This is a genomic window from Streptomyces albiaxialis (assembly GCF_039530985.1).
GTDB lineage: Bacteria > Actinomycetota > Actinomycetes > Streptomycetales > Streptomycetaceae > Streptomyces > Streptomyces albiaxialis.
In genome coordinates, this window is record NZ_BAAAPE010000012.1 from 111,119 (window position 1) to 133,229 (window position 22,111).

Here is a 22,111-nt window from a genome sequence, read left to right on the forward strand (position 1 = left end):
GTTCTTTGTTGCCCTGAAGTACTAGGGCTCGCGTGCCCGTTGCGTGCCCGATCCGTCGTCGTGCCCGTCTTCTTGCTGCTCCCGTTTCCGGGCGGCGGCTTCACGGTCGGCTCGTACACGGGCGTCGATGCCCTCAGCGACCTCGCGCTGCCGATCCCGCGTCGAGTGCTGGTAGATGAGCGCGGCCCGCTCGGACGACTGCCCGGCCCGGACCATCGTGTCCTTCAGCGTCGCGCCGCTCTGCGTGGAGAGCGTGTGCCCGGTGTGGCGAAGATCGTAGAAGCGGAATCCGTCGGGCATGCCGACCTTCACACGAGCCCGGCGCCACTTCCGTCCGAAACTGGTCCGCCGGAAGGGAGCTCCCTTTTCTCCGACGAAGAGCAGCCCGTTCGGGTCCTTCTCGGCGTACCAGTCGAGATGCCACACCAGCTCTCTGTGCAGAAAGCGCGGCAGTGCGAGGAATCTCCTTCCCGCTTCCGACTTGGTGTCGCCAACCACACGCCGCCCCGTGGTTAGCTCCGGGGCAGCCCGACGCACCCAGACTCCGACAGCATCGAGGTCGACGTCAGTACGCCGCAGCTCGGCTTGCTCCTCCGGACGAGCGGGCCCATACGCCGCGAGGTAGACCATGAGGCGCCAGCGCGGCCCGATGGCGTCGGCGAGTGCGTCGACCTGGTCGACGGTGGCGACCGGACGTTCCTCCGCCGACTCCTTGCCCGCACCTCTGATGCGGCATGGGTTCCGGCGGATCAGTTCATCGTCAGAGGCTGTCTCCATGATCGCTTTCAGGAGGCGGTAAGCCTTCGCGACGGTCGTTGGCCCGGTCACCTTCAGACGCTCGGCCCGCCACGTACGGACGCGAGGCGGGGTGACCTCGTCCAGGTCCCGGTCACCGAAAGAGGGAAGGAGGTGCAGGCGGAGGAGCCGCCGGTACAGCTCATCAGTGGTGGCCGACAGCCCGCGCTCATCGACCCATTGCAGCGCGTACTTCTCGAAGGCGACGGCCCCGGCGTCCGGATCGTGCCACTCACCACGTCGCAGTTCGGTCTGCTGCTCGGCCAGCCAGTCATCGGCGTCGCGACGGGTGTCGAACGTCGTCGGTGCGGGGTGGTCCGCCCCGTCCGGGCCGAGATAGCGCGCCTGGAAGCGACCCGAGGGCAGCTTGCGGATACGCCCGAAGCTCCGCTTCTTCTTCGCCATTACGCGGCCCTCCCGTACCTCATGCGAGCACGACGAGGGCGGACCGGCTGCACGGTGTGCGCCTCGATGTACTCGGCGAGCGCGCTTTCGGGGATGCGGACGTGTCGGCCGACCTTGACGAAGGTGATGCGGCGCTCGGCGATGAGGCGGCGCGGGAAGCGGGACGTGGTGCCGAGGAGTTCGGCGACCTGGTCGACGTTGAGGTAGCGATCGCGGCCGGTCATCGGGCGCTGTCTCCTTCCGGGGCGGTCAGGTCGGCGAGGGATGCGGATAGCCACTGTTCGGTGGGGGTGAGGCCGGTTCCGGTGTACGTCCAGTGGGCGAGGACGAGTGTCGTCTTCTCGTCGGGGCCGTCCACAGGGTGGGGATCGTCGCCGCGTGCGATGGCGGCTTGGAGGCGGCGCCATTCGGCGCGGGCGGTGCGGAGGGCGCCGAGGGTGGTGGAGTAGCGGCGGGTCTTGGTGGAGAAGTGGCCTCGGAAGCCGAGCATGTGGGCCCAGGCGCGGAGGCGGAGGTGTTCGAGGTCTTTGCGGGCGCCGAGGGCCCAGGCGGTGCGGATGAGGCGTTCGGCGTGCGCGGGGAGGTTCATCGTTGCCAGCTCGGCGACGAAGCGCAGGCGGCGATCCAGGGTGCCGGTGGCGGTCTCGGCGCCCTTGGTGGCGTACTTGGCGATGTACGCGGCTACGGCTCGGTCGGTGAGGGCTTGGCCGTCGGGGAAGTCGGGGCCGTGGATGGTGCGGATGTCGAGCTGGGGGCCGAAGGCGAAGGTGTGCGTGCGGCCGTCGAGGACCGGGCCGGGGACGAGGGCGCGGGATGCTGCTGCGCGGATGGCGTCGGTCAGTAGCTCGGGCGTGGCCCAGTGCGGGGGTGCGGTCTCGCCGCCTGCGGGGCCGTCGAGGCGGATGACGGCGTGGAAGTGGACGGCGCCGCGCTTTTGGTACTCGGCGACCTTGGCGAAGGAGACGCGGGCGCGGTGCGGGAGTTCGCGTTGGGTCAGCCCGGCGTGGTGGGCGATTTCGCGGCGGAGGTGGATGGTGAAGCGGCGCCAGAGCATGCCTGCGTGGGCGTTCCAGAGCACCGCGGATTCGTAGTCGTAGCGGTCGGGGTTGAGTGGGGTGCCGAGGGCGGGGTCGTCGGGGGTGTGGCGGGCGCCGCAGCGGCAGGGGCGGGGGCCGGGGCGGTTGTGGACTGGGCCGAAGCTGGGGGCGGTGAAGGTGGCGAAGACGCGGGGGTGGGTGGTGACCTGTTCCGGGGTGCCTTTGCCGCCGCGTAGTCCGGCGGTGATCAGGTGGAAGGTGTCGCGGCGGTAGGTCTCGGCGCAGGCGGGGCAGCGGGTGGTGCGGCGGTTGCCGCAGCGGACGAGGAGGTCTCCGGCGGGGAGGTCGGTGGAGTTGAGGCGGCGGAGGGCGGGGCCGATCTCGCCGGTGGTGGTGTTGAGGCGGTGTTCGGTGCGGTGTCCGGCCAGGCGTACGGGGTTGGTGCAGCCGCCGAGGCCGGAGAGCTGGCGGAGGATACCGGGCAGGGTGCCGCTGGCGGCGAGGTTCCCGAGTTCGGCGAGCGGTGCCGGGGCTTTGCGGGTGAAGATGGCTGTACTCCTTCTCAGGCTTGTCAGTCGGGAAGGTGGTGGGCTGCCGGGGCGGCGGATACTTGGCGGTGTCGGGCCGCCCCGGGAGCCGTTCAGCGGTTGCGCTGCTGGTTGTTGAAGAGCGAGCGCAGGACGGCGGCCGCGACCGCTACGGAGATCGCCGAGACGGCGACGGCCGCCAGGAGCGCGGTGGCGACGACGCCGCCGACCAGGACGAGAGCCACGGCGCCCGTGCTCACGGACGGCAGCGTTCGGCGGGGAGCCGGGGGCGGCGCCGTGTGCTGGCAGGTGCAGGCCGCCGGTTCGTGGGTTTGTGTCGGTGCGGCCGGGGCGTGCGGGGTGGTGGGCAGTTTCGGTTGGAGCAGCATGGTTCGGTCTCCTCTCAGTCGTGGGTGCCGTTGACGGTCTCGACGCCGTTGCGGGTGCCGTTGTCGATGGCGGGGGCGAGGAAGGTGTCGGCGAGGTAGAAGCCGAAGAGCGCGATCACGACGACGAGCCAGACGCGGACGCCGAGGAACTTCACAGCGCCCCAGACGATCAGGCCCAGGACGACGACCAGGGGCAGGTTCACGGACACGAGCGCGGTCTCCTTCGGGCGGTCAGCGGACGGGGCAGCGGTGGGTGCGGGCGGCCAGCTCGGCGGCGGCGCGTGAGTCGTAGTCGGCGGAGAAGCCGCAGCGCGGGGCCGTACAGGCGGCGGTGTGCTTCTCGCGGCCACGGGCGTCGTAGGCGGTGCCGATCTGGACCGGGCCGATACGGGTCACGGCGCGGAAGCGGCGGTTCGCGGGCATCAGCAGTCCTTCAGTCGCAGGGAGCCGCCGGGGAAGTCGTCCAGGATGCGCGTGGCTTCCTCCGGATCGGTGGTGAGGGCGGCGGCCTCTTCGGCGAGGAGCCGGGCCAGGGTGGGGCGGCCGTTGGCGGCCATCTCGTGGGCCGCGTCGAGGAAGTCGAAGGCGTCGGGGGTACGTCCGGGCATGGCGGGTCCTCCGGTTCGGTCAGGTGAGTTGCGCGGCGATCTGTGCGGCGAGCGGGGCGGGTACACCGAGGCGGGCGCGGAGGGTGTCCGGGTCGATGGGTGAGCCGGTACGGGCGCGGTGCGCGTCGGCGACCTTGCGGGCGTGCTCGACCAGCGCGGCCGGGACAGGAGCGGTGGGCGCGGGCGCGGGAACCTCCGGCGGCTGCTCGGACTGGGCAGGAGCAGAGGCCGGGGCCGGAGCTGCTTCGTCTTCGGTGTGCTCCTCTTCCACCACCGGGGTTGGCTCCCTGGCGGTGTGGGCGAGGAGCGTTCCGCCGAGGAAGGCGAGGGCGGGCCATCCGGCGACGAGGATGCGGAGCCAGTCGGGGACGTCGGCCAGGTCGAGGAGTCCGGCGGTGGCGATGTTGGCGCCGAGCGAGGCGGCGAGGGCGACGAGGAACCAGCACCAGGCCGCCGCCTTGTCCCGCCCCGACCGCAGACGGCGCCAGGCGGCGACCATCAGCAGGTCCACGGATACGGGGTAGGCCCACGCCTTCCAGCCGTCCTGTCCGGCGGCCGAGGCCAGGTCGTGAAGGTGCGCGAAGGACAGCGCGGCGGCGATGACCGCTTGGACGAGCACCGCGTCTACGCGGCCGAGTTGGGCACGCACGGGCGGTCTCCTTCCGGGGTTCGGGCATGACGGGGTAGGGAGCTGGCGCGAGGCGGACGCGCCGGCCGAATCGGGGAAGAGGGGCAGGTCAGTCGGTCACGGGCAGCGGCTTCACGAGCGGCCCCGGACGGTCCACGGGCCGCGCCGGAACAACGGGCCGGAAGGGCGTGAGCGCGGGCAGCTCGGGCACCAGGTGCGCGGCTTCCTGGCAACGGGCGGCGGCATCGGCCAGCGACAGGTACGGCGTACGGATGCGGGACCAGCCGCCGGAGGTATCGCCGACGACGGCGAGGCCGGGACGTTCGGGCGCGATGGTGCAGGCGGCACCGACCGCTTCCGGGGCGATGTCGCCCAGGGCCATCTTCGCGGAGGGCTCATCGTTGACGCGGTGGCAGACGCGGCCGGAGAGCTGGGCGCGCAGCATGGTCGCGCCCTTGCCCAGCTCGGCCCCGAAGCGTTGCCCGCAGACCTCCAGGTAGATCCCGGCGGCCCGCCCGAGCTGGGCGAGGCGGATGAGTTGAGTGACCATCTCGTCGCGCCGTTCCTCGTCCTTCTTCGTGGCCACGAGGAAGAGTTCGGCGACCTCATCCACGACCAGGACCACAGGCACAGGCCGTTCGTCCTCCGGCAGGCCCCACACGTCCGAGGTGATCTCCTCATCCGGCGTCGAGGAGGCGATGCCCTGCCGAGCGCGGATCAGGTCGTACCGCTCCTCCATCTCCCTCACCAGCACCGGCAGCAACTCCGCAGCCTGCCCCGGATCGGTCGCCAGCGCGGAGAGCCGGGCGGCGAAGGGCGCCAGCTCGACGCCCCGCTTGCAGTCGATCCCGACCAGCGCGACCGGCTGTTCGGCGAGCCCGGCGATCAGATGTCGCAGGTACATCGACTTGCCCGACAGCGTGGCGCCGAGGACGAGTTCGTGAGGGACGGCGCGGTAGTCCCGTACGAACGCGGTCGCGTCCTCCCGCAGCGCCACCGGCACCCGCAGCAGCCCGCCCCTGGTCTTGCGCGGCATCCGTACCCGCCGCAGCACATCGAAGCCGACGAGCCGCAGTTCGACCACACCGGGCTTTATGGGCTCGACGTAGGCGGCGTGTACGCCCCAGGCGTGCCGCAGACGTTCCGCCGAGGCGGCGACGTCGGCGGGCTCCTGCCCCGGAGCGAGCCGGAGCCGCACCCGCATACCGGTCGAGGTGGGCCGCAGCAGTCCACGCCGAGGAGGCACGGGCCGTACTTCCTGCCTGGTCGCAGCGTGCACGGCCAGAGCCCGCCAGCGGGACGGCGGGACGGTCAGCCCGCAGGACTCCATGACCGACCTGTACGTGCCCAGCAGCCGCGCGGCGGCCAGCGGGAGCCCGAGGGTGGACCAGTACACCGCCGGATGCCGGGCCCGGAGGTAGGCGGCCCCGCCACCGAACGCGGCGACCGGACCACCCACCTCCATCAGCGTCGTCAGCTCGGACACGGTCAGGCCCCCACGCCCGCCGGAACGGCGCCCGGGGCGACGGCGGCGGCCCGGTAGGCGATGCCGTGCCGCTGCTGCCCGTTGAACACCGACTCCCACGGCCGGGCGACCAGTCCCGGCAGCGAGACGGGAGCTCCCAGCGTCAGCCCTTCCGTGACGCCGCTCTCCGGAACGGTGACGTGGATGAGCGCGGACTCTCCCTCATCGATGTAGACGACGCCGACCTTCATCAGGGACTCGCCGCTCACCGCGTCCTTGGCGATCTCGCCCGTCTGCCGGTCCCGGACCTTGGGCTCCGGTACCTCGGTGAGCAGGACGGTTGCGGCGGAGGTGTCGATACGGATGGTGCGCACAGTCGTTCTCCTCGGGTCGTTCGCCGGGGCCCCATCACAGCTACTCGTCTAGACAAGACGTGCAATGACACCCCGGCGCGCTTCTTTGGGGATGCGGATACTGTGCCACACCTCTTAGCTACTCGTCTATACGAGTAAGGGTGTCGGCGTGTACGAGTCCGCGAGGAACGCCCCGGCACACCGCTGCCAGCCCCACGACCCCTCAGTTGGCAGGCAGTTGGTAGGCGAGCACGTACGCGTCGGCGGCCATCACCGTGTCGCAGACCTCTACCGCACGCCCGTCGGTGTCGTAGGCGGTGCGGATGAGACTGATGACGGGCACGCCGGAGGACAGCCGCAGCATCTTGACCTCAGAAGGGGAAGGCATCCGGGCACGTACCTCTTCATCGAAGTGATCGAGCCGATGACCCAGCTCCTCCAGTCGGGCGTAGATGCCGCCGGGGCCGGGGTTGGGTTCGGCGATCTGCGTACCGCGCGCCAGGTCCAGCGGCAGGTAGGAGACGGCCGCCTCGACCGGGCGCCCGTCCAGCAGATACCGGCGGCGCCGGGCGAGGACCTTGCGGGGCGAGCCGAGCCGAGCGGAGATGTCCGGCGCTGGCTTCTCCTCCCGCACTTCCAGGCTGTCCACCTCGGGCTTGCTCCCCGCGGCTTCCGCCTCGACCGTGAACGCCGACTTCCCCTGTTCGCGGTGACGGCGCGCGAAGCGGTCCGAGGCCAGCCGCCGCACCGGAGGCCGGGGCCGCACGAAGACGCCCTTGCCGTGTTCGGAGGAGACGAGGCCCTCGCTCTGGAGGATGGAGAGCGCGTTGCGGACGGTCATCCGGGAGACCCCGAAGTGCTCGACCAGTTCCGATTCCGACGGGAGCTTGGCGCCCTCCTTGAAGCGGCCCCGGTCGATGGCCTCGCGGATCTGGTCGGCGATCTGCCGGAAGACCGCACGATCACTGGTCGGGTCGAGGTCACCGAGGACGCCGGACGGGAGTGCTGCCATAACGGGTACTCCTTTGGATATCTAGACGAGATGCTGAGTGTCGTTGCTACGGTGGAGAAGCCTAGCCATCTGAGGGGACCCAGGAACGTGAGCACCGTAGAGCGCCCCCATTCCGTGAGCGTCGCTGGCGTCATCGTGGACGACGCGGGCCGCGCGCTGCTCATCCAGCGCCGCGACAACGGCCAGTGGGAACCGCCGGGCGGCGTCGTAGAACCCAGCGAGACCCTCCCGGAGGCCCTCCAGCGCGAGGTGCTGGAAGAGACGGGCATCAAGATCGAACTTCCGGCGACCCTGACCGGTGTCTACAAGAACATGACGGGTCTGATCGTCTCGCTCGTCTTCCGCTGTGAAGCGGTGGACGGTACTCCGACGACCGGGCCCGAGACGTACGCCCTGCGCTGGGCCACCCGCGACGAGGTCGCGGAACTGGCGGACGAGGCGTACGCGATCCGCGTCCTGGACGCCCTCGACGCGGCGGCCCCTCCGGCCATCCGTGCCCACGACGGCGTGAAACTCATCTAGCACTGACCTACTACCCATAGCGGCCACCAGCACAAAGGAACTTGTATGCACGAGTATACGAGCACAGTGCGGATCTGGGAACTCACCTGTCCCGGCCTCCCCGAAGAAGTCGGCCGCGTACGCCGATGGACTCGCGACGTCCTCAGCGGCACCCCGTACGCGGATGACGCCGCCCTGATCGTGAGCGAGCTGGGCTCCAACGCCCTGCTGCACTCGGCCAGCGGCAGCCCGAACGGCAGCTTCCACGTCTCCCTGCACCGCTCATCCGGCGCCCTGGTCCTGGCGGTCACGGACACCGGCGGGGGCGAGACGAAGCCGCACGTCGAGACCCCGGACGGAGACGACACCAACGGCCGCGGCTTGGGCCTGGTGATCGCACTGGCAAGCCGCGTGGAAGTGAGCGGCGACGACTACGGCCGCACGGTCACGGTTGAGATGGCGGGAGAGGCCGACGAGGGAAGGCGGCCGTGATGACCACCCAGCAGCACGCGGCCCGGCTCTACTACTGCGAGTGCTACGTCAACGAACACCGACTCGGCGCCTATGACGCCCACAGCCCTCGCGAGGCCCTGCGCTGGGTCCGCATCAGCCTCATGATGATCGCCATCACCCTGGACGAGGAGCCCTACAGACAGGCCCGCGCCTGGCTCGACGACGGCCAGCCGACAGCGGCCCGCGACCTGGAAGAGGGCAATCCCCACACGCTCACCCTCAAGCAGCGCACCACGGCGGCGACTTGGACGATCAGCCCCATCACCTGACCACGGGCCCACGAGGCGCGTGCGTAACAACTTTCTCTACGACTTCAAGGCGGCCCGCTCACGCGGGCCGCGCGCGGCCCGGCGGGCCCGCGCCGCCGCTCCTGTCTCCGCCCCGCTCCGGCACGCCCCCGCCGCCCCGCGCGACCGCAGGCAGCGGGGACTTGAGGCCAGAGAAGGGGTACGTCGTGGCTGGGGCGGTCGGCTCCACGGCTTTAGGCAGCCACTTTGGCGCGAGCCTCGAAGATCAGGGGGCCGATCGGGCACTACGCGGGCAGGCAGAGGCTGCCCGATCCGCTGGCGAGCGTAAGGCCCCCTGATCTCTCGCGCCAAAGCAGCTCCAGCCCAAAGCCGCTCCACCGACCTCTGGTCCGGAAGCACCTCCACCGGTCAGCACTTCGTCAAACCCGACCTCGGCAGGCTAGGCGCGGAGATTCGCCGTCCCGAGCTCGCTACCAACGCTGCTATGGCCGACCAAGCCCTACAGGAGCACAATGAGCTCATGGAACGCGACATATTCGCCCCCAAAATTCCCGAAGAGAAGATGCATAGCTCCTTTCAGCAAATTAGGTCGGATAAAGAACACACTGCCGCACGTCGACTGATGAACGAAGTTTTTGGGTATTTCCATGACACAGACAAGAATTTCATTCGGGAGTTCCAGTCTAATGGATTCTCGCCGCGCGTATTCGAGCTAGCTCTTTTTGCATACCTTCACGAGCAAGGAATCACCCCTGACAGGGATCACCCAGCACCCGATTTCGTAACTCACGAGGAAAATCCCGTTGCCATTGAGGTCACAACCACTAACCCGCCTCAGGGAATAAAAGAGGAGAACGATCCTGCATGTATCCCAATACTCCCAGAAGATATGCCAGAGGCCAACCGAGCTTTTGTATTCCAACTCGGGAAGGCGTTGAGGCGAAAACTGGAGCACCGTGATGCCTCTGACCGCGCTTATTGGGAGAAGCCTCACGTACAGGGAACTCCTTTTGTGATTGCTGTAGGCGCCTTTCATGACCAGCACGCACAGCTACATAAAATGCACTTGGTGGCCGAGTACTTGTACGGCCATCGGGATATTTTGGGGCACGATGAATCAGGAAATATTACGGTTACCAGGGAAACCATAAAGACACATCTCTGGAGAGATAAGGAAATTCCGAGCGGCTTGTTCAAGCGCCCGGAAGCTGCGAATCTATCCGGCGTTCTATTCAGCAACGCCCACACAGTAGCTATGTTCAACCGCATAGGAACTGAGTTTGGGTACGGGCCTCACGACGTTGCGCTTTGCCGACTAGGTTCCGCATATGATCCGGCCCCGAATGCGTCTGAAGCACAGAAGTTTGGATACGTGGTGGGAGATCGAGCACCAGAAGAAAGGGAGAATTTCTCCGAAGGATTGGTTCTCTTTATCAACCCTTGGGCTGCTACAAAGCTATCGCCTCAAGCATTGCCCGGGATTCCATATTTCGAAATGGGCGATGAAGGTCAAGTTATTTCTATGCTGCCTGCCGGGTTCCTTCCTTTTGACTCGAAGACGATTGCGTTTGAAGGGGAGCATGCTCACGACCTTGCACGCTACTTTCAGCTTGCATACTTGGGTCTTATACCAGACTCCGAGCACTAGTGGAGAGTACCCCAATGGAGATACTTCGGTACCAGGTGTCAGATTCAGAATGGAATTTCGTTCGCAGCTCGGCTAGCCGGTTACACTGCGCCGGGGAGCGGCAATGTGGTAACCACGAAAAGATTCAAAATATCCTCCCTGTCCATGAATAGAATCTGACTTCTCCGGGAAGCGTCCAACTTATTGCCCAGCCAGTTTCGCGCTTGCTTAGTTATTTCTCCTCCTGCCACAATAAATGCATGGTCGACAAGAACCCGCTTCCCGATCTCTGGATCAAAGATTTCATGACCAAGCATCATGAGAACTTGATTGAGGATCTCTGCAACGTTCGCATTTCCACTCTTGCTCATGCCAGATGAATCAAGCTTTCCTTTTTTGGCCTGTATTCCAAAGTACAACACATGTCGCGTCGGCAAGACGTACTTCATCCAGACATCTTTACCATACTCCAAGGATTTATCTTTGTGTCCAGCCGCCGTAATTCGATGGAATCCAAGCTGTCGAAATAGCGGCAACAGAACTTCTTCGATTAGCTCGTCTTCCGTGCATGCCTGAAGATAGACAAGTAGTTGCTCACGTCGTTCCATTTCCGCAGCAGAGAAGGGACGGTGCGGGTTAGGCTGGGATGCCGCAACGGTGTTGGTAGCTACGTGACGGAGATAGCATTTTCTGTCATGCGCATAGAACGCTTCGAAACCTTCCCTGAGTAGGCAAGAATTTAGTTGCGCCAAGGCGCCGGTGCGCGCCTCGTCTTCATTAAGAGCGTCGGCCGGTTCCATGAGCCTATCTATAACGCGGGCGAAAGTTCCTGGAAGAGAACTTGGGGTCGAATCAGGTTCCTCAAGGATCTTCTGCAATGTATCCGCTACCCAGTATTGGCGTGTTGTTCCATCGTGCTCGTAGTTCGTCTCGACATCGGCGAAGAATTCGGTGAGAAATCTACTGCTTCGATAAACAAAAAAGCTTTGCTCGTGTGGGAAATTACCGCAAATTAAGTCTGCAAGCTGCATCAATGTGCGGCGCTTAAAGGACACTGGGATGCCTCTCTAACGAATACCTTCTGGCCGAGTCATGACAGTATGCACCGACGAGCCCGAAGATGGGCGATGCTGTACCAAGTACGGCATCTGACTCAGTCACGACCACAGCGAGGTCGCGGTCAGAGGGTCTGCCCCACGCCAGATCAAGCAGAGAATCACGGGGACGCAGGCGTACGCCGACCCGCCCTGATCCTGAGATTCGCAGTGGCCACACCCGTGCCCGATCCGTGCCCGTAGCCCTGGTGAACCACGGTCAACAGTGGTCCGTCGAGGAGGCCGCTCCGCGAGGCGCGGATGCCTACCGCATGGGCCAACGCCTCAACCGGCTCTACAGCGACTGTGATTCCCAAGCTCAGAGCGCGGGTTCGATTCCCGTCGCCCGCTCAGTGCAGAAGCCTCAGGTCTGAGATCTGGGGCTTCAGTATTGTCCGGACGGCCGGAACGAGGGGGTCACCCTCGGAACTTCCAGAGGTCGGTTGTGCCGTCGCTGTCGCTCGTCATCAGCATGCGGCCGGTCGGGCTGAACGCCACCGATTCGTGCTTCACGTTGCTGTCGGCCTTCGGGGACGGGGGGACCGTGCCGACGTTCTCGCCGTTGGCGACGGAGTACAGCGACATGTCCGAGCCGCTGGAGGAGACGATGGCGACGGTCGTGCCGTCGTGCGACACGGCGACGTTGTCGACGGAGTAGGCCCCGCCGCCGATCGTGCGGATCCGTCGCCGGGTTTTCGTGTTCCAGACGTCCACCGTGGTCGACCCGGTGACCAGGCTCTTGCCGTCGGGGGTGAAGCCGAGTGCGGTGACGTTCTGGTCGTCGGTGGCGTGCAGGGTGGCGATCGGGCGGTGGGTGGACGCGTCCCACAGGCGCGCGGTGCCGTCCTTGCTGCCGGTGGCCACGGTCTTGCCGTCAGGACTGAAGGCGACGGACTGGACCATCTCGGTATGGCCCTTGAGGACGGCGGTGGTACGGCGGCTCGCGAGGTCCCAGAGGCGGGTGGTCTTGTCGTCGGAGGCGGTGGCGAGGGTCTTGCCGTCCGGGCTGAAGGCGATCGCGTTGACGTCCGCGGTGTGTCCGCGGAGGGGGACGGCGGTGGACCGGCCGGTGGTTTCTCTCCACAGATACGCGGTCCCCGAACTGCATCCGGCCGCGAAGGTTTTGCCGTCGGGGCTGAAGGCGACGTCGACGAAGAAGTCGGATCCGCCGATGTTCACGGCGTAGGACCCGGTGCGGCGGCCGATGGCGTGGTCGGTGTCCCACTGCCGGATGCGGTCGAAGGCGGTGACCGCCTTCTTTCCGTCGGGCGCGAAGGCGACCGCGGGGCTGCTGAAATGGTGGCCGCGGGAGGGGCGGAGCTTCTTGACGTGCTCGGCGGTGCCGTAGGTGGGAGCGGCCCTCGGGGTGGCGCTCGGGGCGGCACTCCCCCCGCGCTTTCCGCCGTTGCCCGGGTCGTCGTTCGCCAGCACGGCCGCCGTGGCGCCGCCGCCGACCAGCACCGCGGCGCCCAGGCCGCCGAGGAGGAGGCTGCGGCGGGACGGGGAGGGGCCGGAGGAGGAGGGCGGCGGGCTCGGGTTCGGATTCTGGTTCGGCTGTGCCGCCGGGGGGTTCGGGGGCGGCGACGGCCGTGGGCCCGGCGCGTGAACGGTTCCGGCGGCGTGGAAGCGGAGGCGTGCCGCCGCGTCGTGTGCGTCGTTCGGGCGGTCGGCGGGGTCCTTGTCCAGGAAGGCCAGGACGAGGGCGTCCAGTTCGGCCGGTATGCCGCTGCGGCGCGAACTCGGCGGCGCGGGCGCGTCGTTGAGGTGCTGGTAGAGGATCGCGCCCATACCGGGCTCGCGGTTGACCCACGGGGTACCGGTCAGGAGCTCGTAGAGCACGCAGCCCAGCGCGTACAGGTCGGTGCGGTGGTCGACGGTGCCGCCGTTGATCTGCTCGGGCGCCATGTACAGGGGGGTGCCCGCGAGGGCCCCGGTCGCAGTGATCTTGGTGGCGTCGGCGAGGCGGGCGATGCCGAAGTCGCAGACCTTGATGGTGCCGCCGTCGAGAAGGTAGAGGTTGGCGGGCTTGATGTCCCGGTGTACGACGCCCTGTCGGTGGGCGGCGGCGAGGGCGTCGAGGGTCTGGACCGCCCACGAGGTCACCCGGTCGATCGGCAGGCCCGCGGCGTCCGGCTGCTGTTCGGCGAGAACGGTGGCCAGGTCGCGTCCGTGCATCAACTCCATGACGAGGAAGAGCGACTGCTGCCCGTCGGCCTCGTCCCGGTGCTCCTCGATACCGAACACCGCGGTGATGCCGGGGTGGTCCAGGCTCATGGCGATCTCCGCCTCGCGACGGAAGCGCTTCACCCCGTCGGCCTCCGCGGCGGTCGACATCGGCAAGACCTTGATCGCCACCGGTCGCGAGCCGGGCCCCAGTTCGACGGCCCGCCAGACCTCGCCCATGCCGCCGCGCCCGATCAGCGCCTCCAGCCGGTAGCGCCCGGCCAGCACCGCACCAGCTTGCATGGCCCCTCCCGAGCCCTCCCGACGCAACGGACACAAGCACCCCCCGGAGGTGCGCTGCAGCGCACCCTACCGGGGCGGGTGCTCAAGTCCTCCGCGTGCCCGCACCCTGCCCTCCAGGGCGGTCACCAGGGGCTTGCAGAGGCACGATCCGCCCTCTTCCGGACGCTCCGGTCATTCGCCGACCGTGCCGTCCAGGGATTCGCGGAGAAGGTCGGCGTGGCCGTTGTGGCGGGCGTATTCCTCGATCATGTGGGTGAGGACGAAGCGGAGGGAGATGGTCGCGCCGGCGCAGGTGACGGTGTCGTCGAGGGAGGCGAAGGAGGAGGCGACGGCGCGGGAGCGGGCGCACTCCTCTTGCCAGGCGGCGAAGGCCTCGTCGACGTCGGCGTTCTCGACGTCGAAGTCGGCCTGTGCGCCCCCGGCTTCGCCCGTCCACAGGGTCGGGACGTCCTCGGCGTTCAGGACGAAGCGGAACCAGCTTCGTTCGACGGAGGCCGCGTGGCGGACCAGGCCCAGGAGGGTGAGGGTCGAGGGCGGGACCGCCCTCGACCTCAGTTGGCCGGCGGTCAGGCCTCGGCACTTCAGGGCCAGGGTGGCCCGTTGGCAGTCCAGGAACGAGGTCAGCGACGTACGGTCGTCGGCTTCCATGGAGGGGCGTGTACGCGAGTCGTCGTCCATCATGGCGATGCCAGGCCTCCCAGGGGGTCGGGGCTCGGGCGGGGGTGGGGACGGGAGTGGGAGTGGGAGTGGGAGTGAGAGTGGGTGATGTTGCCTTGGAGTTGCGGGACTTAAGGGATTCCGATGGTTTGGTGTGGGCCGTTGCCTGGTCGGGCGGCACCCTCATGTTCTGGTCCCTCGGCAAAGGTATCGGGGAGCCGATGAGCTGGTACGCGAGCGCTCTGTGCGGTGGGGTCACCGCGCTGTTAGGGGAATTCTCGGAGCGCCGGAAGGGAAACCGGAAGAGGACCCGGAAGAGGAGGAGGGCTTGAGCAGGCGGCGGTATGTGGCTCGGGGCGTGCCGGGCGGTTACCGGATCTGGGACAACCGGGGTCGGCGGTGGTGGGGTGACTTGTACGAGCTGTGCCCCGATGAGCTGCTCGCCGAGTTGAACGGGGACGCCGACAGCGCGCGTATCGCCGTTCTGCTCAAGCGGTACCGGGCGCTGAAGAGGTAGGGCCCGACCGGTCGTCAGGGCGGAATCGCGGGGTACTCCGCGCCGTATGGGCCGGATTCTGGTGGGGACGTGTTCGTGGGCCGATCCGATGCTGGTGCGGAGCGGGTGGTATCCCCCGGGGCGGCGGGGACCCGAGGGTCGGTTGCGGTATTACGCGTCGCGGTTTCCCGTCGTCGAGGTCGATTCCACGTATTACGCGCTGCCGAGGGAGCGGAACAGCCAATTGTGGGTGGAGCGGACGCCGGAGGGGTTCGTCTTCGACGTGAAGGCGTTCTCGTTGCTGACCGGGCATCCGACGCGGTCCGGCGTCATGCCGGACGGGGTGCCGGCCGACGCGGGCGACCCCGGGGTGCTGGACGAGGTGTGGGGACGGTTCGTGGCGGGGATCCGGCCGCTCGCCGCGGGCGGGCGGCTGGGGTGCGTGCTGTTCCAGTTCCCGCCGTGGTTCCGGCCCGGGGCGCGGGCCGAGCGTTTCCTGGAGGGCGTCGCGCGGCGGGGCGAGGGGTGGCCCCTCGCGGTGGAGTTCCGGGATCCGGGGTGGTGGAGGGAGGGGCAGGCGGAGGCGACGCGGGCGCTGCTCGCGGGGTACGGGATGTCGGCCGTCGGCGTCGACATGGCCCGTACGCTGCCGTCCTCCGTGCCGCCCGTCACGTACGTGACCTCGCCGCGGCTGTCCGTCGTACGGTTCCACGGGCGCAGCGCCTCCTGGGGGCGGGGGAGCAAGGAGGAGCGGTTCCGCTACGCGTACGGGGGCGGGGAACTCGCGGAGTGGGTGCCGAGGTTGCGCGCCCTCGGCGAGCGTACGGAGCGGGTGCACGTCCTGTTCAACAACTGTTGCGGCGACGCGGCCGTACGCGCCGCCGAGACCATGGAGCGGCTGCTCGGCGCCTCACGCCCCTGTGTGGGCCAGGGGGTGTGACGACGGGTCCGCGGACGGGGCGGCGGGCTTGCGCCGGGTCCCCGGAAGGGCCAGGAGGGCCAGGACCAGCAGGAGCTGGACGCCCATGATGGAGGCCTGCGTCACCGGTTCCTCGACGCCGAGCAGGACCATGGTCGTGTTCGCGGCGAAGTGGACGGCGATCGAGGCGGCGACGCCCGCGCGTTCGTACGCGTAGCCGGTCAGCATGGCCATCGGGAGGACGCTCGCGGCGAAGAGGGCGCCGCTGAGGGTGTCGATGCCGAGCTTGTTCTGGACGGTGCCGTCGATGAAGAAGAGCGGCAGGTGCCACACCAGCCAGATGGCGCCCAGCACCAGGCCGACGGTGAAGCGGCCCATCGACGCGCGCATCCTCGGGTACGCGGTGCCGCGCCAGCCCGCCTCCTCCGACAGCGGGCCCGTCACCAGCATGCTCACGAAGAACGGTGCCGCGCCGCCCGCCTTCTCGAACAGGCCGTCCGCCTCCGAGAGATCGACGCCCGGGCCGCCCAGCGCGTGCGCCAGGAACGCCGCGCCCACGACGCTCGCCGCCGCCAGCGCCAGCAGGAACGGCGCCCAGAGCAGGGTCGCCGGGCGGAAACGGACGACGTGCTCCGGAAGCGGTTCGCCGCGCCGGCGGCGCCGTATCCGGACGACGAGCGCGCCGATCAGCGGGCCGAACGCGCCGAACACGTACGGGCCGATCGCGGGCGGCTCCGTCGCCGAGCCGTCGAGGTTCATCGCGAGGAACCAGGCGGCCCAGCTCGTCGCGAAGCTGACCGTCATGAAGAGGACGAGGCCGCCGCTGCGGGCGTTCGCTGTAGCCATGTCTTTTGTCTTGTCCTTTGCGTGGTGTGTGTACGGGCGTGCGGGTGCGGGTGCGGGTGCGGGCTTGATGGCAGGGGCATGCCAAGTGCCCGTTACGGGCGTCCCCTCGTCCCCACTCGTCCCCCGTCGCCGTTCGCGCCCCTAGTTGTCGAGCCGGGCTGCCAGCCAGTCCGTGACCCGCGTCAGCACCTCGGGGTCGACCGGCTCGCGCAGCAGGCGGCGGTACGCGGACATCGAGGGGCGCCCGGGGTCGCGGCGCAGTACGTGGGTGAGGTCCGGGATCCGGTGGGCCTCGGCCCCGCCGGGCTCGGGCACCAGGCGGCGGATCGTCTCCAGGTGACCGGGGTCGATCTGGAGATCCTTCTCGCCGGTGAGCGCGAGAACGGGCACGCGCAGCGCGGCCAGGTCCGTACGGGTGTCGTGGCGGAGCATCTCGCGCGTCCAGCGGGCGTTCACCGGGATCCCGGCGACGCGCGAGACGTCCGTCGTACCGGCCGCGAAGCGGCGGAGCTGGCGCCTGCCGAACACGCGGAACGCGGGGCGCAGCAGGCGTACGGGCGCGGGGAGGCTGCCGAGGATCGAACGGGCCTGCCAGCGGAAGGCGTCCTCGCCACGGCACGCGTACCCGGCGAGGAGCACCACGGCGGAGACGTCCGGCCGGGCGCCGAGCGCCATCGCGTGGACCGCGCCCTCACTGTGGCCGACGACGGCGACCGCGTCCGCGCGGATGTCGGGGCGGGCGGCGAGGGAGCGGACGGCGGCGGCGCCGTCGAGCCGGTTGTCGACGAAGCCCGCCGCCCGCCAGTCGCCCGGAGTGCCGCCGACGCCGCGGCGGTCGTAACGGAGCGTGGCGATTCCCTCCGCCGCGAGCGCCTCGGCGAGCGGCGTGGCCAGGCCGACGCGGACCTTCGGGGTGTTGCCCTCGCGGTCCAGCGGGCCGGAGCCGTGCAGCAGGACGACGGCGGGGTGGGGGCCGGAGCCCGGCGGGAGGGTGAGGGTGCCGGCCAGGGGGACGCCGTCGTCCGCGACGACGGTCATGTCGACGTCCCGCACACCGCCACTCCGGCCCCGCCCCTGTGCCTTTCCCTGTGCCTGTGCCTGTGCCTTTTCCTGTCCCTGCGCATGTGCATGCCGCACGGCCGCGCCCCCCTTGCCCATGGCTCATTGGTATCAACTTCGAGAACGTTATCAAGTATGAGATCATAGAGTCATGACGACCGCAAACCTGCTCCTGCATCCGGTGCGATTGCGCATCCTCCAGGCGCTCGTGGGCGCCGGGCCGCTGACCACCGCGCAGCTCCGCGAGCGCCTCCCGGACATCCCGCCCGCGACGATGTACCGGCACGTCGCGGCCCTCGCCAAGGCCGAGGTGCTGGAGGTGGTGGACGAGAGGCGGGTGCGCGGCACGGTCGAGCGCAGTTACCGGATCCGCCAGGACGGGGCCCTCGTCGGCGAGGAGGCCCGTACGTCGATGACGCGCGAGGACCACCGACAGGCGTTCACCGCGTTCTCGGGCGCGCTGATGGGGGACTTCGAGCGCTACCTCTCCCGGGACGACGCGGAACCCGCCGACGACGGCCTCCTCTACCGGCAGGGGTCCGTCTGGCTCACGGACGAGGAGTTCGCGGAGCTGGTCGAGGACCTGGAGAAGGCCGTGACGAGCCGCGCCCGTACGACGCCGGGCGACGGCCGCAAGCGGCACATCGTCAGCCTCGTGGTCGTGCCGGACGGGGAGGGCGGGGCCGACGGGGCCGATAGGGCCGACGGGGCCGATGGAGCCAGCGGGTCCGGCTCAGCCGAGTGAGGCCCGGCACGCTGCCCAGCCAGATGTCCGGTTCCCGCCGGAATCCCGGCGTCCCGCCGCGCACTGTGGTGGGCGTACAGGGGTGAGGGAAGGGGAGTCGTGCACGAGGTCGTGGATCTGAAGGTGCTGTATTTCGGTACGCCGGTCGTACTGCTCGGCACGCGGAACGAGGACGGTTCGCCGAACGTCGCGCCCATGTCGTCCGCCTGGTGGCTGGGCGACTCCTGCATGCTCGGCATGGGGAACAACTCGCAGACGGCGGCGAACCTGCTGCGCGAGCGCGAGTGCGTGCTGAACCTGGCGCCGTCGTCGATGGCCGACGCGGTCGACCGGCTGGCGCTGCTGACGGCGCGGAGCGAGATCCCGGAGTACCGGGTGCGGCAGGGATACCGGTACGAGCGCGACAAGTTCGGGGCCGCCGGGCTGACGGAGCAGGCGGCCGAGCTGGTGGGGGCGCCGCGGGTGGAGGAGTGCCCGGTGCAGTTGGAGTGCGTGGTGACGACGCACCACCCGTTCGGCGACCCGGAGCCGGACGCCACGGCGTTCCAGGCGCGGGTCGTACGGGCCCATGTGGCGAAGGACCTGGTGATTCCGGGCACGCGGTACGTGGATCCGGTGGCGTGGGATCCGCTGATCATGAAGTTCTGCGAGTTCTTCGGGGGCGGCCGCAACGTCCGTCCCTCGCGGCTGGCCGAAGGATGGGGCATGCCCCACGAGTTGGCGGACCGCCGCGGTCAGACGGCCGGCCCGGCCCCTCTGGCCGCCCTCGACTCCTCCCACTCCTCGCCGATCGACCGGAGGAGGGCCGGGTAGACCCCGACGTAGCGGAAGGGCTTGATACCCAGCATGTAGGCGCTGCCCAGGGGGCCGTTCGGCTTGACCAGCACGGTCATCTGGGCACGGTGCACGCCCGTGCCGTCGGGCACCCAGCCGAGGTGCATGGCCCCGTGGACCGTCCGGTTGGCCATCTCGGCCAGCCACTCGTCGTCCGTCTGGAAGACGGACGTGAAGGGCAGCCGGGGGCATTCGGGCCCCCGGGGCCCCTCCCGGAGGTCGTCGGGCAGGCGCTCGCGCAGCGACGCCACGCGCGTACCGACACCGTCGTCGTCCCGGTCCAGGCCGAGCAGGGCGCCGAGCTTCCAGCGGACGGCGAACAGGAACCGGTAGACGGGGTTCCCCGCCTCCGCCGTATCGCCCCCGGCCATCTGCGCGACGAGATCGGGAAACTCCCCGCGCGCCCCCGGCGTCGGCAGCGCCCAGACGTCCTCCACCGTGAAGTCACCGGCAACCTCATGCGCCCGCCACGCACGTGACGTGTAAGCACTACGGGAAAGCCTCACGACCGACCCCTCTCCCTGCCCGACGAGTGCTATACGCCCCCGTATAGAACCAGCGTAACCCCTTCTATACGCCGCCGTACAACCGCATCCGGCACAGCACCGGCGTGGTCCCCTCACCTTTCGAGTACGGCGTCCACGAAGGCGGTTGGAGGGAGGTACGCGTGCGAGGCGACGTAGTGTCCGATCAGTTCGGGAGCCGCGTACGTCACCCCGCGCCCCTCGACCTGGATCTCGGCACTGCCCCGGGGACAGGCCGCCCACGGATCCGCAGAACGGGATCGGCACCAGGGGCAGTGGTGGAAATCGCGCGGACCCTGCCTACCACCAGCGGAATGCGGTCGCTCCACGTCCGTCGGTTTGGTCGGATGGGGGCGAGCGAGGTCAGGTTCGGTCTGGTGTGGAGGAGGACGGTCGTGAGGGTTGTCGTGACGACGCCTACGGGGAATGTGGGGGCCCGGGTCGTGCGGGTGCTGGTGCAGGCCGGGGTGCGGCCTGTGGTGCTGGTGCGGGATCCGGCGCGGCTCGGGGAGGGGGTGCGGGGGTGCGTGGACGCCGTCGTGTGTGATCAGGGGGACGCGGAGGCGGTCGTACGGGCGACCGAGGGGGCCGACGCGTTGTTCTGGGTGGATCCGCCGACGGGGGACGAGGACCCGGCGGCCGGGTATGCGCGGATGGGGGCCAGCGGGGCGCGGGCCGTGCGGGAGAACCGGATCGAGCGGACCGTCTTCCTCAGCAGCGGCGGGGCCGAGTTCCGGTCCGGGGCCGGGGAGATCGACGGGCTCGGGCGGACCGAGGAGCTGCTGGAGGAGGCCGTCGAGGGGCACGGCGGGGCCGTGGTGCATCTGCGGTGCGGGTACTTCTTCTCCAATCTGTTCGGGATGCTCGACGACCTGCGTGCCGGGGTGCTGCGCACCACGCTCCCCCTCGATCACGCAATGCCCTGGGTCGATCCCCGGGACATCGGGGACGTGGCCGCCGCCCGGCTGCTGTCCCGGGAGTGGGAGGGGGTCTCCTCGCAGGGGGTGCACGGGCCCGAGGATCTGTCGTTCGCGGACGCCGCGCGCGTCGTCGGGCGCGCCACCGGGCGCGAGGTGCGGGCCGAGCGGATCTCCGAGGACGCGCTGCGCGAGGCGCTGCGCGGCGCGGGGCTCGGCGACAAGCAGGTCGAGGACGTGGTGGGGATGTCGTCCTGGATGCTGGAGGGGCGGGTGCCCCATGACAGCCGGTCGCTCCTCACCACGACCCCGACCACGCTCGCCGCCTGGGCGTACGGGAATCTGCCGGGCGTGCTCTAGCGGCCCTGCAGGCGCTTCACGTTGTCGCCGAACGTCCAGTTCTTCGAGCCGTCCCAGTTCAGGGACCAGGTCATCAGGCCCTTGAGGGCGCCGTTGTAGTGGTTCCAGGCCTGGGAGACGAGGGAGGGGGGCATGTGGCCGCCGCCCGCGCCGGGCTGGGCGGGGAGGCCGGGGACCTGCTTGTCGTAGGGGACACGGATGGTGGTGCCCTGGACGACGAGGCCCTTGTTCAGGCAGTCGGTCTGGGCGGTGAAGCCCTGGACGGTTCCGGCGGAGTAGGAGTCGCCGCTGCAGCCGTACATGCTGCCGTTGTAGTACTGCATGTTCAGCCACCACAGGCGGCCGTTGTCGGCGTACTTCTTCACGATGGGGAGGTACGCGCCCCAGATCGAGCCGTAGGTCACGCTGCCGCCGGTGACGTACGCGGTCTCGGGGGCCATCGTCAGGCCGAACTCCGGGGGCATCTGGGCGAGGACGCCGTCGATGATGTGAATGAGGTTGGCCTGCGAGGCCGAGAGCTGGCTGATAGTGCCGCTGCCGGTGAGGCCGGTCTCGATGTCGATGTCGATGCCGTCGAAGTTGTACTTCTTCAGGATCGGCACGATGGTCTCGATGAAGCGGTCGGCGACGGCGCGCGAGCCGAGGTCGATGCCCGCCGCCGCGCCGCCGATGGACATCAGCAGGGTCTGCCCCTGGGCCTTGGCCTCGCACATCTCGGCCGGGGTCGCGACCTTGACGGTGTTGTCCATGCCGTCCTCCCACAGGACCGTGCCGTCCGAACGGATCACGGGGAAGGCGGCGTTGAGGACGTTGTAGCCGTGGGCCCTGATGGCGGGGTTGGCGATCGGGGTCCAGCCGAAGGGCGGGTGGACCCCGTTGGCGGCGCCGTCCCAGTTCTCCCAGTAGCCCTGGAGGACCTTGCCGGACGGCTTGCCCTTGAGGGGGCAGGTCTCCGGGGCCTGGGCGGCGCGCCCCGCGTCCGTACGTTCCGCCGCGTTCGGGGCGGCCACGGTGAGGAGTTGGACGACGCACGCCAGTACCACGCCGATCCCCAGGAGGTACCACGGCCGTCGTCGTCTTCGGGTT

The 22,111-nt window shown here is 69.0% G+C and carries 28 protein-coding genes; 9 read left to right on the plus strand and 19 right to left on the minus strand.

Going from position 1 to position 22,111, the window contains the following annotated elements; genetic code table 11:
• Positions 1 to 21: 21 nt before the first annotated feature.
• The 11 genes from ABD343_RS22760 to ABD343_RS22810 form a co-directional block, all read right to left on the minus strand.
• Positions 22 to 1,200 (minus strand): tyrosine-type recombinase/integrase, encoded by a 1,179-nt coding sequence (locus tag ABD343_RS22760; protein ID WP_344531120.1) that lies wholly within the window; start codon positions 1,198 to 1,200, stop codon positions 22 to 24.
• Positions 1,200 to 1,424, minus strand: a complete 225-nt coding sequence (locus ABD343_RS22765; RefSeq protein WP_344531122.1) for an excisionase family DNA-binding protein — start codon at positions 1,422 to 1,424, stop codon at positions 1,200 to 1,202. The genes ABD343_RS22760 and ABD343_RS22765 overlap by 1 nt, the downstream gene beginning before the upstream one ends.
• Positions 1,421 to 2,722, minus strand: coding sequence for a replication initiator (locus ABD343_RS22770; RefSeq protein WP_344531313.1), 1,302 nt, complete (start codon positions 2,720 to 2,722; stop codon positions 1,421 to 1,423). Before ABD343_RS22770 ends, ABD343_RS22765 begins: the two co-directional genes overlap by 4 nt.
• Before the next feature lie 155 nt (positions 2,723 to 2,877).
• Positions 2,878 to 3,150, minus strand: coding sequence for a SpdD protein (locus ABD343_RS22775; RefSeq protein ID WP_425578252.1), 273 nt, complete (start codon positions 3,148 to 3,150; stop codon positions 2,878 to 2,880).
• A gap of 17 nt (positions 3,151 to 3,167) precedes the next feature.
• Positions 3,168 to 3,362: a hypothetical protein gene (locus tag ABD343_RS22780; protein ID WP_030885715.1), complete on the minus strand. Its 195-nt coding sequence runs from the start codon at positions 3,360 to 3,362 to the stop codon at positions 3,168 to 3,170.
• Between the two features lie 22 nt (positions 3,363 to 3,384).
• The gene (locus ABD343_RS22785) at positions 3,385 to 3,576 is read right to left on the minus strand and encodes a mobile element transfer protein (protein WP_344531126.1); all 192 of its coding nucleotides are present in this window, start codon (positions 3,574 to 3,576) and stop codon (positions 3,385 to 3,387) included.
• The gene (locus ABD343_RS22790; protein WP_344531128.1) at positions 3,576 to 3,761 is read right to left on the minus strand and encodes a hypothetical protein; all 186 of its coding nucleotides are present in this window, start codon (positions 3,759 to 3,761) and stop codon (positions 3,576 to 3,578) included. The genes ABD343_RS22785 and ABD343_RS22790 overlap by 1 nt, the downstream gene beginning before the upstream one ends.
• A 19-nt stretch (positions 3,762 to 3,780) precedes the next feature.
• On the minus strand, positions 3,781 to 4,410 hold the full coding sequence (locus ABD343_RS22795; RefSeq protein WP_344531130.1) for a DUF2637 domain-containing protein: 630 nt from the start codon (positions 4,408 to 4,410) through the stop codon (positions 3,781 to 3,783).
• Between the two features lie 88 nt (positions 4,411 to 4,498).
• The gene (locus ABD343_RS22800) at positions 4,499 to 5,875 is read right to left on the minus strand and encodes an FtsK/SpoIIIE domain-containing protein (protein WP_344531132.1); all 1,377 of its coding nucleotides are present in this window, start codon (positions 5,873 to 5,875) and stop codon (positions 4,499 to 4,501) included.
• Between the two features lie 2 nt (positions 5,876 to 5,877).
• Positions 5,878 to 6,228 (minus strand): SCO3933 family regulatory protein, encoded by a 351-nt coding sequence (locus ABD343_RS22805; RefSeq protein ID WP_344531134.1) that lies wholly within the window; start codon positions 6,226 to 6,228, stop codon positions 5,878 to 5,880.
• Positions 6,229 to 6,430: 202 nt separating this feature from the next.
• A complete protein-coding gene (locus ABD343_RS22810; RefSeq protein WP_344531135.1) occupies positions 6,431 to 7,219 on the minus strand; it encodes a GntR family transcriptional regulator in 789 nt (262 codons plus the stop codon).
• 114 nt (positions 7,220 to 7,333) lie between these two features.
• Here ABD343_RS22810 and ABD343_RS22815 point away from each other — a divergent pair, with 114 nt between their 5' ends.
• The 4 genes from ABD343_RS22815 (at position 7,334) to ABD343_RS22830 (ending at position 10,129) form a co-directional block, all read left to right on the plus strand.
• Positions 7,334 to 7,741, plus strand: coding sequence for an NUDIX hydrolase (locus ABD343_RS22815; protein ID WP_344531137.1), 408 nt, complete (start codon positions 7,334 to 7,336; stop codon positions 7,739 to 7,741).
• A 45-nt stretch (positions 7,742 to 7,786) separates the two neighbouring features.
• On the plus strand, positions 7,787 to 8,212 hold the full coding sequence (locus tag ABD343_RS22820) for an ATP-binding protein (protein WP_344531139.1): 426 nt from the start codon (positions 7,787 to 7,789) through the stop codon (positions 8,210 to 8,212).
• Positions 8,212 to 8,502: a hypothetical protein gene (locus tag ABD343_RS22825; RefSeq protein ID WP_344531141.1), complete on the plus strand. Its 291-nt coding sequence runs from the start codon at positions 8,212 to 8,214 to the stop codon at positions 8,500 to 8,502. The genes ABD343_RS22820 and ABD343_RS22825 overlap by 1 nt, the downstream gene beginning before the upstream one ends.
• Before the next feature lie 499 nt (positions 8,503 to 9,001).
• The gene (locus tag ABD343_RS22830) at positions 9,002 to 10,129 is read left to right on the plus strand and encodes a hypothetical protein (RefSeq protein ID WP_344531143.1); all 1,128 of its coding nucleotides are present in this window, start codon (positions 9,002 to 9,004) and stop codon (positions 10,127 to 10,129) included.
• A gap of 80 nt (positions 10,130 to 10,209) precedes the next feature.
• Here the strand turns inward: ABD343_RS22830 and ABD343_RS22835 are convergent, their stop codons facing one another.
• From ABD343_RS22835 to ABD343_RS22845, 3 genes are all read right to left on the minus strand, one after another.
• Positions 10,210 to 11,163: a hypothetical protein gene (locus ABD343_RS22835; RefSeq protein WP_344531144.1), complete on the minus strand. Its 954-nt coding sequence runs from the start codon at positions 11,161 to 11,163 to the stop codon at positions 10,210 to 10,212.
• A 456-nt stretch (positions 11,164 to 11,619) separates the two neighbouring features.
• A complete protein-coding gene (locus ABD343_RS22840) occupies positions 11,620 to 13,668 on the minus strand; it encodes a WD40 repeat domain-containing serine/threonine protein kinase (protein WP_344531146.1) in 2,049 nt (682 codons plus the stop codon).
• A 171-nt stretch (positions 13,669 to 13,839) separates the two neighbouring features.
• Positions 13,840 to 14,316 (minus strand): DinB family protein, encoded by a 477-nt coding sequence (locus tag ABD343_RS22845; RefSeq protein WP_344531148.1) that lies wholly within the window; start codon positions 14,314 to 14,316, stop codon positions 13,840 to 13,842.
• A gap of 337 nt (positions 14,317 to 14,653) precedes the next feature.
• Between ABD343_RS22845 and ABD343_RS22850 the strand changes: the two genes are divergently transcribed.
• Together ABD343_RS22850 and ABD343_RS22855 are read left to right on the plus strand one after the other, a co-directional pair.
• Positions 14,654 to 14,842: a hypothetical protein gene (locus ABD343_RS22850; RefSeq protein ID WP_344531150.1), complete on the plus strand. Its 189-nt coding sequence runs from the start codon at positions 14,654 to 14,656 to the stop codon at positions 14,840 to 14,842.
• A 46-nt stretch (positions 14,843 to 14,888) separates the two neighbouring features.
• Entirely contained in the window at positions 14,889 to 15,761 is an 873-nt protein-coding gene (locus tag ABD343_RS22855) for a DUF72 domain-containing protein (RefSeq protein ID WP_344531152.1), read from the plus strand.
• On the opposite strand, the gene ABD343_RS22860 is transcribed toward ABD343_RS22855, so the two are convergent.
• Both ABD343_RS22860 and ABD343_RS22865 read right to left on the minus strand, forming a co-directional pair.
• Entirely contained in the window at positions 15,732 to 16,586 is an 855-nt protein-coding gene (locus ABD343_RS22860) for a CPBP family intramembrane glutamic endopeptidase (RefSeq protein ID WP_344531154.1), read from the minus strand. The two genes, ABD343_RS22855 and ABD343_RS22860, sit on opposite strands and share 30 nt — an antisense overlap.
• 141 nt (positions 16,587 to 16,727) lie before the next feature.
• Complete coding sequence (locus ABD343_RS22865; RefSeq protein WP_344531156.1) at positions 16,728 to 17,639, minus strand: alpha/beta hydrolase family protein; 912 nt, start codon at positions 17,637 to 17,639, stop codon at positions 16,728 to 16,730.
• 157 nt (positions 17,640 to 17,796) lie between these two features.
• Between ABD343_RS22865 and ABD343_RS22870 the strand changes: the two genes are divergently transcribed.
• Positions 17,797 to 18,390 carry a helix-turn-helix domain-containing protein gene (locus ABD343_RS22870; RefSeq protein ID WP_344531158.1) on the plus strand — a complete coding sequence of 198 codons (594 nt, stop codon included), beginning with the start codon at positions 17,797 to 17,799 and terminating at the stop codon, positions 18,388 to 18,390.
• Between the two features lie 99 nt (positions 18,391 to 18,489).
• Positions 18,490 to 19,203: a flavin reductase family protein gene (locus tag ABD343_RS22875; protein ID WP_344531159.1), complete on the plus strand. Its 714-nt coding sequence runs from the start codon at positions 18,490 to 18,492 to the stop codon at positions 19,201 to 19,203.
• On the opposite strand, the gene ABD343_RS22880 is transcribed toward ABD343_RS22875, so the two are convergent.
• A complete protein-coding gene (locus ABD343_RS22880) occupies positions 19,125 to 19,730 on the minus strand; it encodes a DUF2867 domain-containing protein (protein ID WP_344531160.1) in 606 nt (201 codons plus the stop codon). The genes ABD343_RS22875 and ABD343_RS22880 overlap by 79 nt on opposite strands.
• A gap of 113 nt (positions 19,731 to 19,843) precedes the next feature.
• The gene (locus ABD343_RS41115) at positions 19,844 to 20,077 is read right to left on the minus strand and encodes a DUF7919 family protein (protein ID WP_486387851.1); all 234 of its coding nucleotides are present in this window, start codon (positions 20,075 to 20,077) and stop codon (positions 19,844 to 19,846) included.
• 66 nt (positions 20,078 to 20,143) lie between these two features.
• Between ABD343_RS41115 and ABD343_RS22885 the strand changes: the two genes are divergently transcribed.
• Positions 20,144 to 21,025, plus strand: a complete 882-nt coding sequence (locus tag ABD343_RS22885; protein ID WP_344531162.1) for an NmrA family NAD(P)-binding protein — start codon at positions 20,144 to 20,146, stop codon at positions 21,023 to 21,025.
• On the opposite strand, the gene ABD343_RS22890 is transcribed toward ABD343_RS22885, so the two are convergent.
• Positions 21,022 to 22,068, minus strand: a complete 1,047-nt coding sequence (locus tag ABD343_RS22890) for a chitinase (protein WP_344531164.1) — start codon at positions 22,066 to 22,068, stop codon at positions 21,022 to 21,024. The two genes, ABD343_RS22885 and ABD343_RS22890, sit on opposite strands and share 4 nt — an antisense overlap.
• Between the last annotated feature and the right edge of the window lie 43 nt (positions 22,069 to 22,111).

Coding starts and splice junctions, on each gene's coding strand:
- ABD343_RS22760 (WP_344531120.1), bottom strand. CDS start 1,200: ATGGCGAAGAAGAAGCGGAGCTTCGGGCGTATCCGCAAGCTGCCCTCG.
- ABD343_RS22765 (WP_344531122.1), bottom strand. CDS start 1,424: ATGACCGGCCGCGATCGCTACCTCAACGTCGACCAGGTCGCCGAACTC.
- ABD343_RS22785 (WP_344531126.1), bottom strand. CDS start 3,576: ATGCCCGCGAACCGCCGCTTCCGCGCCGTGACCCGTATCGGCCCGGTC.
- ABD343_RS22790 (WP_344531128.1), bottom strand. CDS start 3,761: ATGCCCGGACGTACCCCCGACGCCTTCGACTTCCTCGACGCGGCCCAC.
- ABD343_RS22810 (WP_344531135.1), bottom strand. CDS start 7,219: ATGGCAGCACTCCCGTCCGGCGTCCTCGGTGACCTCGACCCGACCAGT.
- ABD343_RS22820 (WP_344531139.1), top strand. CDS start 7,787: ATGCACGAGTATACGAGCACAGTGCGGATCTGGGAACTCACCTGTCCC.
- ABD343_RS22825 (WP_344531141.1), top strand. CDS start 8,212: ATGACCACCCAGCAGCACGCGGCCCGGCTCTACTACTGCGAGTGCTAC.
- ABD343_RS22830 (WP_344531143.1), top strand. CDS start 9,002: ATGGAACGCGACATATTCGCCCCCAAAATTCCCGAAGAGAAGATGCAT.
- ABD343_RS22840 (WP_344531146.1), bottom strand. CDS start 13,668: ATGCAAGCTGGTGCGGTGCTGGCCGGGCGCTACCGGCTGGAGGCGCTG.
- ABD343_RS22845 (WP_344531148.1), bottom strand. CDS start 14,316: ATGGAAGCCGACGACCGTACGTCGCTGACCTCGTTCCTGGACTGCCAA.
- ABD343_RS22855 (WP_344531152.1), top strand. CDS start 14,889: ATGGGCCGGATTCTGGTGGGGACGTGTTCGTGGGCCGATCCGATGCTG.
- ABD343_RS22860 (WP_344531154.1), bottom strand. CDS start 16,586: ATGGCTACAGCGAACGCCCGCAGCGGCGGCCTCGTCCTCTTCATGACG.
- ABD343_RS22870 (WP_344531158.1), top strand. CDS start 17,797: ATGACGACCGCAAACCTGCTCCTGCATCCGGTGCGATTGCGCATCCTC.